This is a genomic window from Klebsiella electrica (assembly GCF_006711645.1).
Classification (GTDB): domain Bacteria; phylum Pseudomonadota; class Gammaproteobacteria; order Enterobacterales; family Enterobacteriaceae; genus Klebsiella; species Klebsiella electrica.
Map to the genome: position 1 here is coordinate 1,844,637 of NZ_CP041247.1, position 17,714 is coordinate 1,862,350.

The window sequence follows — 17,714 nt, forward strand, 5'->3', positions numbered from 1 at the left end:
ATCACCTTTCTAAAATGCTGGGCCGTTTTTGCAAAGCGGTCATTGCAGAAAATGCGTGGGGAAAATGGCGGACAATCTGCGTAAAAAAAGATCGGGATTGTTGAAGGGGATAGAAATGGTCGCCGTCAATCACGACCGGGCCTGTAACGTGGCGCAGCCACTGATGCCAGGCATCGACCTGTTGCCAGGAGGCTTCGCGATCGTGGCTGCCGCACAATAACAGTGTGGGCGTGTGCAGGGTGGGACAGACATCGGGCGAGTCGTAGTGATAGCTCTCGGTGGCGTAAAAATCAGCGCGCAGAAGAGGAAGAAACAGCGACATTAATTCCTGGTTTTTCTGCAGTTCAGGAGAACATCCGCCAATGTCTATCAGCTCAGCGATAAAGTCAGCATCATCGCGGTGGCTGAGCTGGCGTTCAGAACGCAGATGCGGGGCATGGCACCCGGAAATAATCAGTCCTTGCGGCGCATGCCCCCGCTGTTCCAGAAGTCGGCAGGTTTCAAACGCCACCTGAGCGCCCATGCTGTGCCCGGCGAGTAAAAGCGGTGTATCAGGCGATAGCGTCTCTTCCAGTTCGTTGGCCAGCAGCTCCGCCAGTTGCATAATGCTTCTGACCAGCGCCAGATGGCGAAGGCGATCGCGCCCCGGCCAGATCACCAGGGAAAGGGCGCAGTTCGCCATTTGAGCATCTCGCCAGTGGCGAAACGCGCTACTGCTGCCACCAGCGAAAGGGCACATGACCAGATGCGCAGTATTGGCGCTCCGGGCGGGCCACAGCGGGATACACATTGTAGATTGCATCACAGCGCCTCCTTATCATCGGTGTAGAAACCGACTAAGCGGTCGTGGTGCGGCGGCGTAAGGCGTCTGATCTCCGCGCTGCCAGCCTTACGTAATATCTGCTGCCATAAACGGGATAGCGCTATCTGATGAGCACTGTGGCAGGCCGCTGGCGGATGTTCGCCCGCCAGATGGCCGCACAGCTGTTGCAGCAGCCAACTGACGCCCTCCGGCCCGGCGCTTTCGCAACAGTCACGCCAGTTCAGAGGGGCTACGCTGCGCGTCAGACCGGGTGGGTCGCGCAGGATCTCCGGCCTGCGATAGAGGCTGTGGGCGTTCTCCTGATGGTCTGCGACAAACAGGCTGGATGACCAGATGACGGGGCCGTAGCTCGCCTCCAGCGAAAGGTGGCCTTCCGGCCAGCCCAGCAGCAGACGGTGCATAATAAGACTATGCATATCCGGATCCTCAGGGTCGAGATAGCGCTGAAGCAGCAGGCAGGCTTCTCCTTCCGGCCAGCAGAGTTTCAGGCAGTGAAAATCATTAAAGCTGCCGACCACGTCGCACTCTACGGTGGCGGCATCCACGCCCAGCGCCAGCAGCAACAAATCCAGGGTCGAGTAGAGCAACTGTCGGCTGGTGGTGGCGTGGACTACCGGCGGCGCCTTCGCCAGGCAGCGCCGCAGCTGCTGCGCATCGCGAAGCCATGTGCGTCCTGCAGGCGTATGCGGATAAAACGTGTTGACCCAATAGCAGCAGCCCTGTTCCTGCGCCAGCGTTTGTAATGAACTGATGTCATCCGGATGGAGGGGATGCTCCTGAATAACGTGCACACCGCGCGTCAGAAAGTGTCTGGCAAGCTGCGTACCGGTGCCACCGGCGACGGTCGAACGCACGACAATACAGGCAATATCCGGCATCTCGGTTATCTGTTCCGGCGAGGTATACAGCGGAATGCCAAACGCATGGGCCAGCTCTCTTGAGCGGGCGCTTCCCTGCGCCAGCAGGCCAACCAGTTCCAGCCCCTCCGGGGGCTGCATAAAGGCATTCAGGTACATTTCGCCAAATTTGGCGCCCACAATCAGTACGCGTTGTTTTGGGGAGGCAGACGGCATCATAACGTGTTCTCCGGTTGCGTTGAGGTGGCGCCAAGCCAGCGCTTAATGTGTCGTGCGCAGGCCTGAACGTGGGGAAGCTCCAGCATGATTTGCCAGTGGCTGGCTTCAATCACATAGTCGTCAGCGTTGTTTATCCAGTCCTGCCATTCGGTTTCTGCCGGCGTCCAGCGCGCGGGTCTCCCGGCGGCATAGACCATGAGACAGGGGATCGGAACGCTTTCGCCTGGCGTATGCTCAACCAGCAAACGCAGCAGATGCGCGATGTTGTCGAGCCACGCTTCTGCCGCTTGCTGCGTCAGGTTTGGCGACACCATACCGGCCGTTTTAGCGAGGCTGATAAAGTCGGCCAGCTGGCTGTCGGGCGCCTGTTGGTCGAAATGTTCCGCCAGCGCCAGAGGCGTTTGTCCTGCAGCTAACAGGCGCAGCAGGGCTGTCCGGTTTTGGCAACAGAAATCCTGTCGACACACGGGATCGATTAACGCGATCCGAACCGGCTCGCCCCTTGCGTACAGGCGCTGTGCGGCGCCCGCCGCAAGAAAAGCGCCGTACGACCAACCCGCCAGCACGTAAGGGCCGTGAGTCTGCTGGCGACGGATGCACCCGACATACTCATCGATCATCTGGTCGAGCGTGGCAAAACGCTGCGGCGATTTTGCCTGCAGGCCGAAAACGCGCATATTCAGCGTACTGGCGAGCGGCAGCCAGGCGCTGATATCGCCGTCCGAAGCGTGAAAGACAAACAGGGTTTCGTCGCCATCGCCCTGGCAAATGGGGATCGGGTTGTCCTCTCCTGACGTAGCCGCCTGTAGATGGGCGCAGAAGTCGCTCAGCGTCGAATGGCTGAACAGATCCTGAAGGTTGGCCCTCGCAATCCCTCTTTGGTTCAACTGCGCCACCATCCTTGTCGCCATCAGACTGTCGCCTCCCGACTCGAAAAAGTCGTGATGTCTTGCCACAGGGCGAGACAGCAGCGATTGCCAGAGTTCAGCCACCTGTTTTTCCAGCGCCGGGTTCCCCCCGGCAACTGGCATGGGTTCAGCAGGTTCAACCAGCGCATCAGATGGAGCATGCAGCGGCGCAAACAGCGTTTCTCTTTGCCGGATCTGTAAAACGGGCAGACCGCTGCCAAAACTCTGCTGTAAATCGCGGCGCACGGCTTCTTTGTCCGGGCGATTTACACCGGGTGAACGGGCCACCAGCAGATGCTGGCGCAGCGGTGACGACTCCTGCGCGGGCCACGCCAGCTCGTTGGCAAACCCGGCCTGAACAAGAACCTCCTGCCACGCCGCAAGGGTGAGCATCGGCTTCTCATCCCGGCGGCGGAAATCGCGGTATCCGCTTAATCCCTCAATAAAGCCCACGCTCGCCAGCTGGAATACACTGTTTCGCTCCGTCGCCTCAACGATCAGCAAGCGTCCGCCGGCTTTCAGCAACAGTTTTAATCGGCGCAACGTCTGGACGACATGGCTGGCGTCGTGGAGTACGTTGACGGCAATGATCAGGTCGTAACCCGCCTCCGGGTGGGCGCTGAAATCCAGCGGCTGGTTGATATCGAACAATGCGTAAGTGACGCGTGATTGATCGTGGAAACGGCCTCTGGCATCGTTGAGGAATTGCGCAGAGACGTCGGTAAAGTGGTACGACCGCCGCGTGTTCCGCGTGGCTTCCAGCACCGGTGTGGCAGTGGCCGCGGTTCCGGCGCCAACCTCCAGAATCCGTTCTGCGCCGCACAAGGCGGCAATCTGCGCGGTGTAGCGATTCAGACAGGCGCTGGCAGGGTTGTCCCGATACAGTGCGTCAGTGACGCGCAGCGACTCGTTGAACAGCAATTCCAGCGGAGAACAGCGCCCGGAGAAGAGATCGTCGTGCCGGGCGATGCAGGTGTCCAGATACTGCGCCAGCGCCTGGCTCCATTGGCTTTGCGGGCATGCCTGCTGAGGCTCAGGAATCTCGCTGAGCGGAATACGGCAGCGCCAGCTTTCACCTTCGCGGATTAACCATTCTCTTTCCGTCAGACACTGTAGCCACTGGCGCAGCAGGCGCTGGTGAGACGCTTGCGCGGACAGCGCCTCTGCTATCCCGGTAAAGCGATGGGCGATCTCCGGCGTGGTGAACAGGCCGTGGCGATTTAGCGTGGCCGCAATACCCTGCAGCGCACGCGCTTCCAGCCAGCGCCAGGTCGCCTCCAGCTCATCAAGTTGCGCCTGCTCAGGCAACGGCAGCGCCAGCCGGGCGAGATCGTGCCCGTCAGAAGCGGCGGTTAAGCGCGGCGGATCGTCGGCCATCACAATATCCAGCGTTAACGCGCCTGTATCGCTTATTTCCGCCCTGGCCTGTTGGATGTGCGGATGTTCGAGCGTCGCCTGCTCAATATCCCGCAGATCGTAGTCGGCCTGCGCGCTCAGCGGCCAGCGTCGGCGGGGAATATGCCCGGCGATGCCACTGGTGCTAGTCTTCAGGCTTTCAGGGCTGGTCATGACGGCCTGCAGAATGGCGCAGTAGTCATTGAACATCGCTTCAGCAGCGCCTGGTTCCAGTACGTTGTCCATGCAGTACCAGCTAAACATCAACTCGTCGTCGCTCTCCATGACCTGATGATCCAGCCAGACCTGCGGCGTTTGGGTGAACACATAGCAGGGTTCGCCAAACAGATGGCTCATTGCCCGATCGATAGTCATCCCTTCCAGCGTCATCCCCAGCATGCTGGTAAATACTATTGGCATGAGCGGTTGACGTTGTGACCCGCGCAGGCGACCCAGCTCACGGATCACCTCAACACCGTTCATTTCACTGTGTTCCATGTTTTGCCAGAGGCGCCGTTGGGTCTGTTGCATTTGCTCCTGCAGCGTCACCGGTATTGAGAAGTTGAAATCGACCAGCGTGACGGAGGTAAAATCACCAATCAACTGGTTGATTTGCGGATGGATCGGCTGGCGATTGAAGAAGGTCAGGTTTAGCGTAAAGGCCGGGGTGCGACTCCAGCGTTCAAGGGTGGTGGCAAACAGCGTGAGCAGCGCGGCAGACGGCGTGACGCCTTGCTGCTGCCAGCGCTGTTTTACTGCCTGCCATTCTTTCTTGCCGATCGTCGATTTGAAGGTGGTGAAGCGTGGCGTTTCCGGGGCTGTTTCAACCACCGGGAGCTCGGGCGCTAAGGGCAATTGCGGCAGTTTTTCCTGCCAGTAGTCCCAGGCATCGTGCCATGCCGGGGTCTGTCGACGCGCCTGTTCAGCCATCACATAATCACGGAAGGTAATATCGAGCGGCGCCAGCGTTTCGCCGCGCCAGGCCTGCGCCAGGTCGTCCATCATGACTTTAAAACTCTGCACATCGAACTGCAAAAGGTCGAGGTTCATGTGCAGGCGGTAGTGGCAATCGTCGATTTCGCTGACCGCCAGCTCAAAGAGAGGCCACTGGTCGGCAGGCAAAACGCGATAGCTCAGTTCATGCCGCCGTTTTTCCAGCGCTATGCGCTGTTCTGTCGGGGAAAGCGTGCGCAGATCATCACGGGCGATGCGATATTCCGGCGTTGTCGCCAGGATTCGCTGCTGCCCGTCGGCATCCACCACCATGCGCAACATATCGTGACGGGCAATGAGTTGGTTCCAGGCTTTCTCCAGCACGGTGAGATCGAACTCATCGTGGCGTTTGTCCCACTCAAACAGGACGTGGCAGGCAACGCCACCATAGCCAATGAGATGTGTGCGCCCCAGCCAGTAGGCGTGCTGAATGGGTGTCAGCGGGAAGGGCATATAACGCTCACTGGCGTCGTGCCGCAATACTTCCGGCAGCGAAGCGCCAGGCGTCGCCTCGGGCTTACCGCAGATAAGCTGCGCGAGGCCATGAGGCGACAGATCCTGCCATGCCCGTTCCGCATTGATGCGTACGCCCAGGTAGTGCTGAATATCGCTACTGAGTTCAAGGAAGAGCAGCGAGTCCATGCCCAGTTGCAACAGATCCTGGTTAGGGAGCAATGACGCCGGATCGTTTAGTCGTAGCTGAACCGCAATCCGCTTTTTCAGCCATGCCATCACCGCCGTTTCATCGCTCAGGCTGCCGTTAAAGGCGTTGTCATCAGCAGGAGGGATGACGGGCGTTGCGGTTTTTCCCGTAGCACCGACGTTAAACAGAGCCTGTTGTAACGGGGGCATTTTGTCGATGAAAACGCGCATCGCCAGCCGCCACGGAGTACCGCGCATCACCGCCTGTTCCAGGTGCCAGCAGCCTTCAGCATCGCTTAACGCACCCATGCCACGGCTGGCGAGCGCCGCCAACATTTCCGGCGTGGCCGCCCGACCGCTTTCCCCCCATGCGCCCCAGGCGACAGAGAGCGTTTTCGGCGCATCAAGGGTGGAAAACTGTTGGGCCAGCCCGTCGAGATAACCGCAGGCCAGCGCATGGGCGCCTTGACCCGAGGCGCCGAGGGTGGCGGCAGCGGAGGAGTAGAGAATAAGATAACGTCCGCCGTGGTTGCGCAGGGTTTGCAATAGCTGGGTTGCCGCCTGCGCTTTTACCGCGAAAACGGCGGCCAGCGGGGGGTGATCAAGTTCCTGCAAGGGGGCATCAGCCAATACGCCAGCGGCATGAATCGCCCCGGCAATGCCGCCGTTGGCCGCCAGTTCGTCAAGAACCGTGGCCAGTTGTCCGGCATCGCCCACATCACAACGGCAGACGCGGGTCTGCTCACCCTCGATGTCGCGTAGCCATGATTCATCCACGCGCGGCGCCAGCAGGGCGATGCGTCGCGCACCTTTTTCTCTGAGCCAGTCCACGGCAAGACGGCCTAATCCGCCAAACGCTCCCGTGACCAGATGCCAGCGGTTATCGCCAGCAAACACGTTTGCCGGCAATTCGGCGGCGCATCCCGTATTGGGCGCCAGTGAAGGGAGCCAGAGGGTATCACCCCGCGCGGCGAGCCAGCGCTGAGAGAGGGAGACGGCGCTCAACCCTCGATGCAGCGTTTCTCCCGGGGTGTTTTCGGCGAGATCGATGGCGGCAATCAACCGTTCTGGCTGTTCGTTGGCCGCGACACGAAGCAAGGCCCATAGAGCATGATGGGAGGCAGAAAGCGCCTCATTTTCCTCGACTCGCCACGCGCGGTGAGTGACCACAATCAAACCGGCTGTGCTGGCGGTAAGTGCCTCCATCACTTTCTCCGCTAAGGCCAGAGTATCCTCGCTCTCCTCAACAACCATCAGGAGCAAAGAGGCTTGCGGATCGTGGATGATGCCGTATTGCGCCAGCTTGTCGCCGCGCGCAAGCGTATTGGCGCTGAAGCTGAAGGTAAGAGGATGGTCAACGCTGGCGACGTTGCAGGGCGTCCAACGCCATTGATAATGCGTTTGCGGGGCAGGAAGAGGCGCGGCGGGCGAAAGCGGCAGCCACTCGCCATCAGGACGACGGGCTTCAACGCGCATCTGACCGCGGGAAAACGCGTTGTTTTGCCAGCTTAAACGAACGTCCCCCAGCCATTCCGGGGCGGTGACGAGGGGCGGCTCCCCGGGAAAATCATCGCCATGACGCTGTGAGAGCCGGCACCAGGCCTCCTGCCAGCGGGCGTTAAACCGCTCAGGCTGACCAGCACAATCAGACCAGTCGGCGAGGTAGTCAGCGCTATCCGTCAACGCCTGTCCCAACACCGGGTCTGATGGCGCGCTGCCTGAGGTTGCACAAACCGCCTGACCGGGCAGCGTGGCAAGAATGATATGTTCGCTCATCCCGGCGGTTGGGCTGCCATCCTGCGGTAGCCACGCCACTTTGCTGAATCCGGCCCGGCGACACTGTTGTTGCCACCGATCGGTGGTGAGGAATAACTCACCTTCGCGGGCACCGATATCCTGTAGCGGGAGGACCAGCGGACCGAAAACGAAATCAAACAGACGCATTGGCTGGGTGATTTCGCGCATCAGCAGGCGTCCGCCCGGTTTGAGCAGGGGGCGCAGATTGTCGAGCGTGTGGCCAATATGGCGCGTGGCATGAATCACGTTCGCCGCCACGATAAGATCGTAAGACTGCGCCTGGAAACCCTGAGATTGGGCCTCTTTTTCGAGATCCAGCTCGTTGTAATGCACAAAGTCATAGTCGGCGAATTTCTGCTGCGCGCGGCGGGTGAACAGCGCGGAGATATCGGTGAAATGGTACTCCAGCGCTGGAACGCCTCTGAATTCCGGCAGTAGCCATGCGGTGGTCCCGCCGGTTCCGCCGCCGACTTCAAGAATGCGCAATGGCTGGCGGGGCTGACGCGTCTGGAGGATACCGCGTAATACCCCAGCGGCGATTTGGTTGAAATAGCGGCCAAAGCTGAACTCCTGGTACAACACCTCCACGCCGTCGGAGGCGCTTTGCGGGAAGATAATCGCCACCGGTTCTTCCGCGCCGCTCATCATTTCATATAACCGATCGCCGGCACGGGCGATGGTATCGGGAATGGCCTGAAAACCTTCACAATAACTGGCAAGTTTCGTCAGCAGTGATTCCCGCTGTTGATGCTCTATGGGACGGGCGCGGGTGTAACGTCCGTCGACGCAGCGGTAATCGCCGTCGACCACGCAGTTATTGAGCAGGCGCTGGAGTAGCTGCTGGTAGCGGGGCAGCAGACGTCCACGGCGTATAATGGTCATGGCGTCCACGCCGTGCTCAATGGCATCGCCGGTACAGCGTTGAACCAGCCGATCGACGTAGATGGCGTGCAGTCGCGTGGCGCACTGTTTAAGCGCTTCCAGACGGGGGAGATCGAGCGCTGTCGCGGCGCGACTCGCCACCGCCAGCCCGGCGGACAGCGCTGCGTCGGCAGGCTCGCAGGCCGGGGAGGCACGATCTTTCCAGTAACGCTCGGTATCAAACGGATAGCAGGGGGCAGCGATACGTTGTCCATCGCCCGCCAGCAGGTCGGCCCACGGTAAGGCGACGCCGGCCGCGTAAAGCTGGAGCAGGGCCTGATTGAGGACATCGCTCGCCTCTTTGCTACGTCGGGCGCTGGCTATCCAGTATGCGTTATCGCGATATTCGCGCTGCCCGCAAGCAACCAGCTGGGCATCAGGCCCTGTCTCAAGAAAAATGCGGGCGCCGAGTTCATGCGCCACCTGAATACTCTGGATAAAACGTACCGGCTGGCGCATGTGTCGGCGCCAGTAGTCCGCCTGATTGAGCGTTGACTCATCGATGACGTCGGCGATGAGCGTGGAAATAAGCGGTATTTGTCCCGGCTCAGCGAGCAGCCCCGCGCAGGCTTCCTGAAAGCGGTCGAGTATGGGTTCCAGTAAAGCGGAGTGCGCGGCGCCGGTTACGCTCAGACGACGATAGTTGATGTCATGCTGAGAAAGTGCGGCGCAAAATTCCGCGAGACGGGCTTCCGGCCCGGAAAATACCGTATGTTGCGTGCCATTGTTGGCGGCGAGATCCAGCTCAAAGCGGCGGGCCAGCGGCATTAGCGTGTCTTCGTTTGCAAATACCGCCACCATGGCGCCGCTCGCGCACTGCTGCATGAGCGCGCCGCGGCGACAAACTAGTGGCATGACCTGTTCAATCGTATAGTGTCCGCAGACGACGGCAGCGGCAAATTCACCGACGGAATGACCCATAGCGAAGTCTGGTTTTAGCCCTTCAGCGCGCCAGTGCGCCGCCATTGCGATTTCAAACGCGACAATCGCCGGCTGGGCCCAGGCCATATTGTCCAACTGCGTCGAGTCGGGGTTAAACATCGCTTCCCGCAGTGATGGCGTGAGCATTTCGCTACAGGCGGAAAAACAGCGATCCAGCGTGTCGGCAAACGCCGTCGAATGTCGGTACATTGCCTGACCCATCGTGCGCCAGTGCGAACCCTGCCCGGTAAACAGCCATGTCTGCTTACCGCTGGCGCCGTGGCCGCTGTAAACAGGCGGCCCCGATTTATCAGTAGCCCAGGCACTGAGCGCAGCGGCGGTTTCACGGTTTAATGGCACCGCCAGGCGGAAGGGAAGATCGAGACGGCGCGCGTGCATGGCCGTAAAGGCCAGATTGTTGGCATCTGCATTTTGCGCCAGCGCCCTGGCATAATTGGTCGCCAGTTGCCGCAGCGCGCTGTCGCTGGCGGCGCTGAGTAGTAGCGCGGTGCTCTTTCTGTCGCCATCGGCATTGGGGAGGCGCGTTTTGAGCGCATCGGGCAGCGAGGCGACGATCATATGGCAGTTGGTGCCACCAATACCAAAGGAGGAGACGCCCGCATAGCGTATTTCGTCCTGCCACGCCTGCGCCGACACCGGTATGGTAAAGGGGCTCTCTTCAAGCTTAAGCGCCGGGTTGGGCGTGTGAAAATGCAGCATTGGCGGAATTTGGCCGCGGCTTACCGCCAGAACGGTTTTCAGCAATCCGGCAATACCCGCTGCGGTATCCAGGTGGCCCATGTTACTTTTCACGGAACCCAGCGCACAGCGTTGCTCTTGCGGACGTGGCGCGTAGACGTTGCGTAGCGCTTCAATTTCAATCGCGTCGCCCAGCGGTGTGCCGGTGCCGTGCGTTTCAATGTAACCGATCTGCCTGTCGTCGATGGCCGCCAGCATTAACGCCTCTTCGATGACCGCCTGCTGTCCTGCGACGGAAGGGGCGGTATAACCGACCTTTCTGTTGCCGTCGTTGTTGACCGCGCTGGAGAGGATCACCGAGATAATCGGATCGCCTGACAGCAGCGCATCTCTCAGGCGACGCAAAACCACGCAACCCAGACCGTTACCGGCCCAGGTACCTTCCGCTGAGGCGTCAAAAGGACGACAGTGACCATCGGGAGAAAAAATCATCCCGGGCTGGTAGCGGTAGCCCGCCTGCTGGGGGAAAGAGAGCGCCACGCCGCCGGCAACCGCCATATCGGATTCACCTGCGCGCAGGCTTTCGCAAGCCAGATGCACGGCAACCAGCGAACTGGAGCAGGCGGTCTGTACTGAGAGTGCCGGACCGTGCAAATTGAGTTTGTAGGCGGCGCGGGTGGCAATATAGTCCTTGTCATTGCCCATCAGAGATTGCAGGCTCTTTACCTGCGCGACTTCAGTCACGTTCAGCGCCTCACGACCGGGATAGGTACTCATCCGGGAAGAGGCGAAAACGCCGGTCTTATGCGGGACGGCGCCGGGGGCATAACCGGCATGCTCCAGCGCATGCCAGACCGCCTGTAAAAACAGGCGCTGCTGCGGGTCCATCGATTCCGCTTCCTGTCGTGAATAGCCAAACAGAGTGGCGTCGAAGCAATCGGCATTTTCTAAAACCGTACCGATATTGACGTAATGAGGATCGTCAACGGTGGCGGCTTCCAGACCGACGGCCAGAAGCTCTTCGCGCGCAAAGCGTCGGCTGCATTCACGACCTTCCAGCAGGTTTTTCCAGAACGTTTCGCCATCCGGCGATTCAGGAAAATGGCAGGCATAGCCGATAACCGCGACAGGTTCGCAGTCCGGGAAGTGTTGAGCGATCGATGCATCAATGGAATCTGCTGTCGGCGCAGAAGAGAAGCGCAAGTTATCCATAATCGGTCCCGTTTCCTAAGATTCACAAAGTCAATGGAACGCCATGTATGCACGATAGCGTTCCGGGGAAAATCAGTTTGCTTCGCGCTGTATCCGTCGCTGACGACGGCGAACAGGGCGAGGGCGTTGGGTTTTCTCCACCGAGGCGATGCCGGTCAGATAATCAGCCAGGGCGGCAGGAGAAGGGTGGGTGAAGAGATCCAGCAACGTCAGGGTGGAAAATTCGTGACGCTGTAATAAAACGTGCAGTTGCACCAGATTCAGCGACGTTGCGCCCGCCTCAAAGAAGTTTTCAACTGGTGTGACAGGCACGCCAACCACTTCGCGGAAGGTGTCGCAAATCAGGCTGACCGTGCGCTCGTCCGCCGCACCGTGTGGCTGAGCGTGCTCAGGGCATACGCGCTGTGGGCGCTCTGCGCGTTGCCCCTCGTGCTCAGCGGGGGGCACCAGCGCGGCAAGCGGCCGTTGCCAGGCGCTTTCATCCTCGGCCATCCGGTTGAGCAATGCGCAATACTGTTCAAACTGGCGTTCCACCTGGCCCGAAGGAAACAGGGCAGCGACAAAATCCCAGTTGAAGCGCAGTTCGCCTTCGGACTCATAAACCTGGTGATCGAGCCAGACCTGCGGCGTCTGGGAAATGCCCCAGACCGGCTTGAGCAGATTACGCCGGGCAAGGAAGTTATCCTGTTCAAAGCCCAGCGCGCTGGTAAAGACGACGGGCATCGAAACGGCGGGCACGTTTTGCCGCTGCGCCAGTTGACGCATTACGCGGATTGCCGACACATCGCGGTGGCTGAGGTTTTGGCTCAGTTGCTGCTGCAGTAACTGCGCGCTGTGCAACCAGCTCTCGCCGGGATGCCAGCTCAGCAGCATCAGCGAGGTGAAATCGCCGAGGATCTGGTTGATTTGCGGGTGCAGTGGTCGTCTGTCGAAAAGCGTAAGGTTAAGCGTGAACTCAGGCTGCGCACTCCATGCAGAGAGAACCGTTGACCATACGGACAACAGCACGGCCGATGGGGTGAGGTGTGCGTCAGCCGCCCGTTTTTTCAGACGACGCCAGCACGCACTGTCCATGGCACCGTTCAGGCGAGTGAAGCGCGGCGCCTCAACCTCCTGAGGCAAGCAGCGCAGCGGCAACGCAGGCGCTGGCGGAATATCATCAAGCCGCGCCTGCCACCAGGCCAGAGAGTCTGCATTGGGTGACTGGAGCGAGGATTGCTGCAGATAATCCCTGAAGGTGACGGGAAGCGGTGGAGGGAGCTGTTGCGGATAGCGATAGCCGTGTTCCAGCTCCGTCAACAGGATCTGCATGCTCAGCCCGTCCAGCAGCAGGTTATCCAGACACAGCCACAGTCGGGCGGGCATCCCGTCCACAAATCCGGCCTGGAGATCGAATACCGGCCAGACTTCGGAATTGAGTACCTGATGCGCCAGTTTTTCCCGTACCCGCAACGCCTCTTCAGGCGTATGGAAGGTGTGCGTGGGTATTACCCAAGGGGGCGTCTGTGCGAGAACCTGCTGTTGACCATCACGCACAACGGCGCGCAGCATATCGTGGCGGGCGATTAATCGGTTCCAGACCGTCTCCAGCCGGGTGATGTCCAGTTCGGCAATTTCAAATTCAACAAAGAAGTGAGAGCCGATGCCGCCCAGGGCAAAGCCCGGCTGACGCCCCACCAGGTAAGCCTGCTGCACGTCGGTAAGCGCAAAGGGCTGGTAGCGTTCTTCAGGGGAGTGGACAAATTGTTGTTCGACAGGAACGTCGATTTTACGCAGCGTGGCGGCAAAATCTGCCAGTCGGGGCTGATTAAACAGGTCGCTTAATTGCGCTTCGTAACCTGCCTGACGGAGTTGCCCGGTCAGACGGGTAGCCAGCAAACTATCGCCGCCTTGCTGGAAGAAGTCGGTCTCTCTGGTGACGGGGCCAGTCGATAAGAGTTGCTGCCAGAGGGTGGCAACCTGTTTTTCAATGTCGCCCCGAGGTAAATCCGCCTCGGCCCGGTTTTCCGCTTCCGGGGTATGACGCTGCTTCAGCGCCTGATAGTCAATTTTCCCGTTAGCCGTCAGCGGTAGGGCATCGAGGAAGACAATTCGTTGCGGCACCATCCACCCCGGCAAGCGTTCGGCGAGGGCGGCCTGAAGTTTACGAGGATCGCGACGCACCTGGCTATCAGGACATTGCACGAGGAAGCGTTGCAACCCCGCGACCTCATCGCCATGCTGGCAGTTGAAAGCGGCGGCGGTAAATAATGCCGCCCAGTCGGCGCTGTTATGCAGCAAAGCCTCCGGCTGCCCATCGGTTAACAGGAGCGTGCTGAGCAGGGCAGACGGCGTTAACTGACGAAACTCCATTACGTAGAGCAGTGCGCCGGGGGCGGCAAGCTGTTGTAATGTTGCCACGAGAGCGGGGTCTTCTGGCAACAGACGATGCAGAGCGTTGTTAAGCCAGATAATGTCCGCCGAGTGGGCGTGCGCCGCCAGCGTGTCTGCATGCCAGGGGAGCAGCCGGGCGTCGGACCAGGGAGAAAGCCTCTGCCGGGCGTTCAGCAGCATCTCCTGGCTATGCTCAAGCCCGACATACTCAATCTGTTCAGCATTAAGCTGTGTTAACAGCGATTCTGCGGCGCGGCCAGTGCGGGTTCCCACCTCAAGCAGGCGTACCGGGCGCTGTAAACGTGGCGCAAGCCGTTGGCAAATTGTCGCCAGTTCCTGAATATACCGGGCGCTGGCCGGATGGTCGAAGGCCAGATTTTCCGGCGACCACCGGGCATCGTTCAGTAATGACAGTTCGTCGCGGGCGCCGCGAAGAATTTGCGCTAAGGTGACATCATGCCCGCTGAAATGCGGGTGTTCATCCTCGCGTTCTTCATGAGCGCAGACTTGATACCCTTCAGCTACGGGCTTCAGGCGCTGTTGCGTAACGAGAAATGCTAACCAGCGCTCCACCACGGCCTGCCAGCGTGGCTGGATAGCGAGTGCGTTCATCAGGGAGAGTGGATCGGCGCCAGGGGTTTGACCCGGTTTCAGTTTTAACAGCCGATGCTGAAGGAAATCGGCGACCTGTTCGGCGGATATCTCTGGCGAGAGCGTGCAACAGGGCAATGCGCCCGCAAGCACGTGCCATGCCTGCGGTAGTGCCGGGTCTCGATGATGGGTAACGCAAAAATCCTCGCCTTGAGGAACAACATATGCCACCAGCGTCTTTTCTTTTTCGCCAACAGCCACCACGGTTGATTGTTTCACGCCCGTCAGCTGGCTGAGCGCGTTTTCTATTTCGCCCAGCTCGATGCGATATCCTCCGACTTTGACCTGCTTGTCACGACGACCGAGGAACTCGATTGTGCCGTCTGGCCAGTAGCAGCCGAGATCGCCGGTGCGATACCAGCGCTCGCCGGAGAGCGTCAAAAATTGCTGCTCGCTGCGCAGGGGATCGTTGAAATAGCCTTCCGCGACCCCGATGCCGCCAATCCATAATTCACCTGACACCCAGTCAGGGCAGTCCCGGTTCTGTTCATCCACCACCCGGTAGCGTTGGTTGGTTAGAGGAAAACCGTAAGGGATGGCACGCCAGTGGTCAGAGACCTGCTTAACCTCGCAGACGTTAGACCAGATCGACGCCTCGGTGGCGCCGCCCATGGCGATAAATTGTCCTTGCGGCCGGAAGGCCCGATAACGGGCGGGGAGCGCAAGACCGATCCAGTCGCCGGAAAGCATCACCGCGCGCAGATTTTCCGGCGTGGCGTCGGCGAAACCTTCACACCAGGTCAGCAGCATATCGAACAGCGCCGGGACGCTGTTCCAGAGCGTGACATGATGGTGTTGGATCAGCTCACACCATGCGTGAGGATCGCGCCGTTGATTTTCCATCACCATAACCAGCGCGCCACCGGCGCTCAGCACGCCAAAAATGTCGTAAACCGATAAGTCAAAATGCAGGGCGGACAGCGCCAGCATCCTGTCTCCGGGGCCAACCTGATAGCGGCTATTGATGTCGCAACAGGTGTTGAGCGCTCCCCGGTGCGAAATGACTACGCCTTTCGGCGTGCCGGTAGAACCGGAGGTGTAGATAATGTAGGCCGGTTGCGTGGAGGCGCGTGCCACCGGGTTGGCGATCGGCTTCGCCTCAATGGCCTGCTGCCAGGCAAGGACGGGTATTGCATCTGACCAGACGCCGGCGTCGTGCTGGCAAATGAGCACCAGCCGGACGCTGGCGTCAGCGTAGATTTTCTCGCGCCGGGCGGCGGGCTGGTCCAGCGAAACCGGAACGTAAACCGCACCGGCCAGCAGGACGGCCAGAACGGCAACAAGTTGTCCCGCGCCTTTCGACATCGTGATAGCCACATTGTCGCCGGGCTGAACCCCGCACTCAATTAACCTGCCCGCGCAACGGTGGGCGTAGTCTGTCAGCTCACGATAACTCCACTGATAACGCATGTCCGTCACCGCCAGCGCCTGCGGCTGTTGCAGAGCGATACGGAAAATGCCTTCATGCAGCAAGCCTTTGGGAATGGGGCCGTCGGTGGCGTTGGCCCGTTCGCGTATCGCGCGCTGGCTGGCGGGCATCATATCGGCGAACGGCTTTTGCCAGGCGGTTTCGTCATCGCAGAGCTGGTTAATCAGCTGGCAGTAGGCGTCGAACAACGTCTCGACTAAGGCCGGAGGGAACAGCGCGTCGTTGCTGTCCCATTGCAGCCAGACCTCGCCTTGATGCTCGAACGCCAGATGATCTATCCAGACCTGCGGCGTTTGCGAGATGCCCCATTCAGGCTCGCCCAACGGTGACTCTGCGCGACTGCTGTAGAGGGAACGCCCCAGATTGCTGGTAAATACCACCGGGGCGCCGTGGGGGTAGCGCTGCTGGCGTTTGAGTTCACGGAGCAGTTCGACGCCGGACCAGTGGCGATGCTCCCAGTCTTCAGTAAACGTCAGCTGGTTTTTCCGCGCCAGGTTGCTGACGGTATCGCCGTCGCAGGCGGTATCCAGCAAAAGAATATTGGTGAAGTCGGCAAGCATTGCGTCAACCGCCGGGTGCAGCGGCTGGCGGTCGAATAAGGTGATGTTAAGCAGCAGACGCGTCAGGCCGCCCCAGCGAGCCAGAATGGCGGAAAAACAGGTCGCCAGTGCCATTGTCGGCGTGACGCCATATTCGCCAGCCCGTTGGCTAAAGACGTGCCAACGTTTTGCCGGGACAATCATGCGGCGCCGGGTATTACGGACTTCACGTAGCGTGGCGGGCTCGCAGGCCAGCGGCAAGACAGGCGCGGGAGGAAGCGTCGGTGCTTTCGCCAGCCAGTAGGCGCGCGCTTCGTCTCTCAGCGGTTGATTAATCTTCTGCTGGTGCAGTAAATACGAGCGGAAATCATAGCCGGTGTCGATAGCCGATAGCGATTCTCCGGCCAGCAGTGCATTGAGTTCATCGAAGAAAAGCGTAAAGCTGGAGGCATCCATAATCAACAGGTCAATATTGACATGGAGGCGGTGGCGATTGTCCGGTAAGAGCGTTAGCTGAAAATCAAACGTTTCGCCGATCTCCACGCGTAAAAGACGGTGGCTCAGGCGCTGGCGTAGCGCTTGCAGATAGGCCTCGCGGCTTTCAGCATCATTATGGCGTAAATCATGAAGGGTGACGCCGTTCCAGTAAGGTTGCGGCAACCAGACCTGCTGCCCGTCGGGGCGAAAGGCGATATGCAGCATCGGGTGGCGTTGCAGCAAGGTCGTGATGGCCTGCTCCAGCTGCGACGCCGTCAGACAATGGCCTGCAAACTCCTGATACAGGTGGCACCCCACGCCGCCAAGCGTCTGTCCCGGCATACGGCCCGTCAGGTAGGCGTGCTGTACCGGCGTCAGAGGGAAGGGGGTACTTTCAGCCATCTTCGGCCAGGCGGTTTCGTCCGGCGGTGTTTCGTCGTCCGGTTTTTCAACACTACGGCTGCGCATCAACTGACGCCATGCGGCCAGCGTGGGGGCGGCATACAGTTCGCGAAGGGTAAGGCGATAGCCTTTTTTACGGAACCAGTGTAACCATCTCATCAACCTGATTGAATCCAGGCCGGCCTGGATCAGATTGCTCTCTTCATGTAACTGCTGCGGCGTTAAATTCAACTCCTGCATGAGCCGCTCGCGTAATTGTTGGTAATCAGCCGTGTGGCGGTTGCCCGGTAACAGCGAATCCTGAGAGGGTGCGCCAGAAATCATTCTTCCTCCTGATGGCACGTCTTACCAAAAAGCATTGTCTATATGAGAATAATAATTATTAACAATTAAGTGCTACCCGAAACGGGTTTATTTATGCCCGTTTCGGGTTGGCGGCAGGCAGAAAGCGCAGAG

The 17,714-nt window shown here is 59.7% G+C and carries 4 protein-coding genes; all 4 read right to left on the reverse strand.

Annotated features, from left to right (window positions below):
- Position 1: 1 nt before the first annotated feature.
- Complete coding sequence (gene ybtT / locus Electrica_RS08740) at positions 2 to 805, reverse strand: yersiniabactin biosynthesis thioesterase YbtT (protein WP_100684135.1); 804 nt, start codon at positions 803 to 805, stop codon at positions 2 to 4.
- A complete protein-coding gene (ybtU, locus tag Electrica_RS08745; RefSeq protein WP_141964296.1) occupies positions 802 to 1,899 on the reverse strand; it encodes a yersiniabactin biosynthesis oxidoreductase YbtU in 1,098 nt (365 codons plus the stop codon). Before ybtU ends, ybtT begins: the two co-directional genes overlap by 4 nt.
- On the reverse strand, positions 1,896 to 11,387 hold the full coding sequence (irp1, locus tag Electrica_RS08750) for a yersiniabactin polyketide synthase HMWP1 (protein WP_141964297.1): 9,492 nt from the start codon (positions 11,385 to 11,387) through the stop codon (positions 1,896 to 1,898). The genes ybtU and irp1 overlap by 4 nt, the downstream gene beginning before the upstream one ends.
- 72 nt (positions 11,388 to 11,459) lie before the next feature.
- Positions 11,460 to 17,582 carry a yersiniabactin non-ribosomal peptide synthetase HMWP2 gene (gene irp2, locus Electrica_RS08755; RefSeq protein WP_141964298.1) on the reverse strand — a complete coding sequence of 2,041 codons (6,123 nt, stop codon included), beginning with the start codon at positions 17,580 to 17,582 and terminating at the stop codon, positions 11,460 to 11,462.
- Between the last annotated feature and the right edge of the window lie 132 nt (positions 17,583 to 17,714).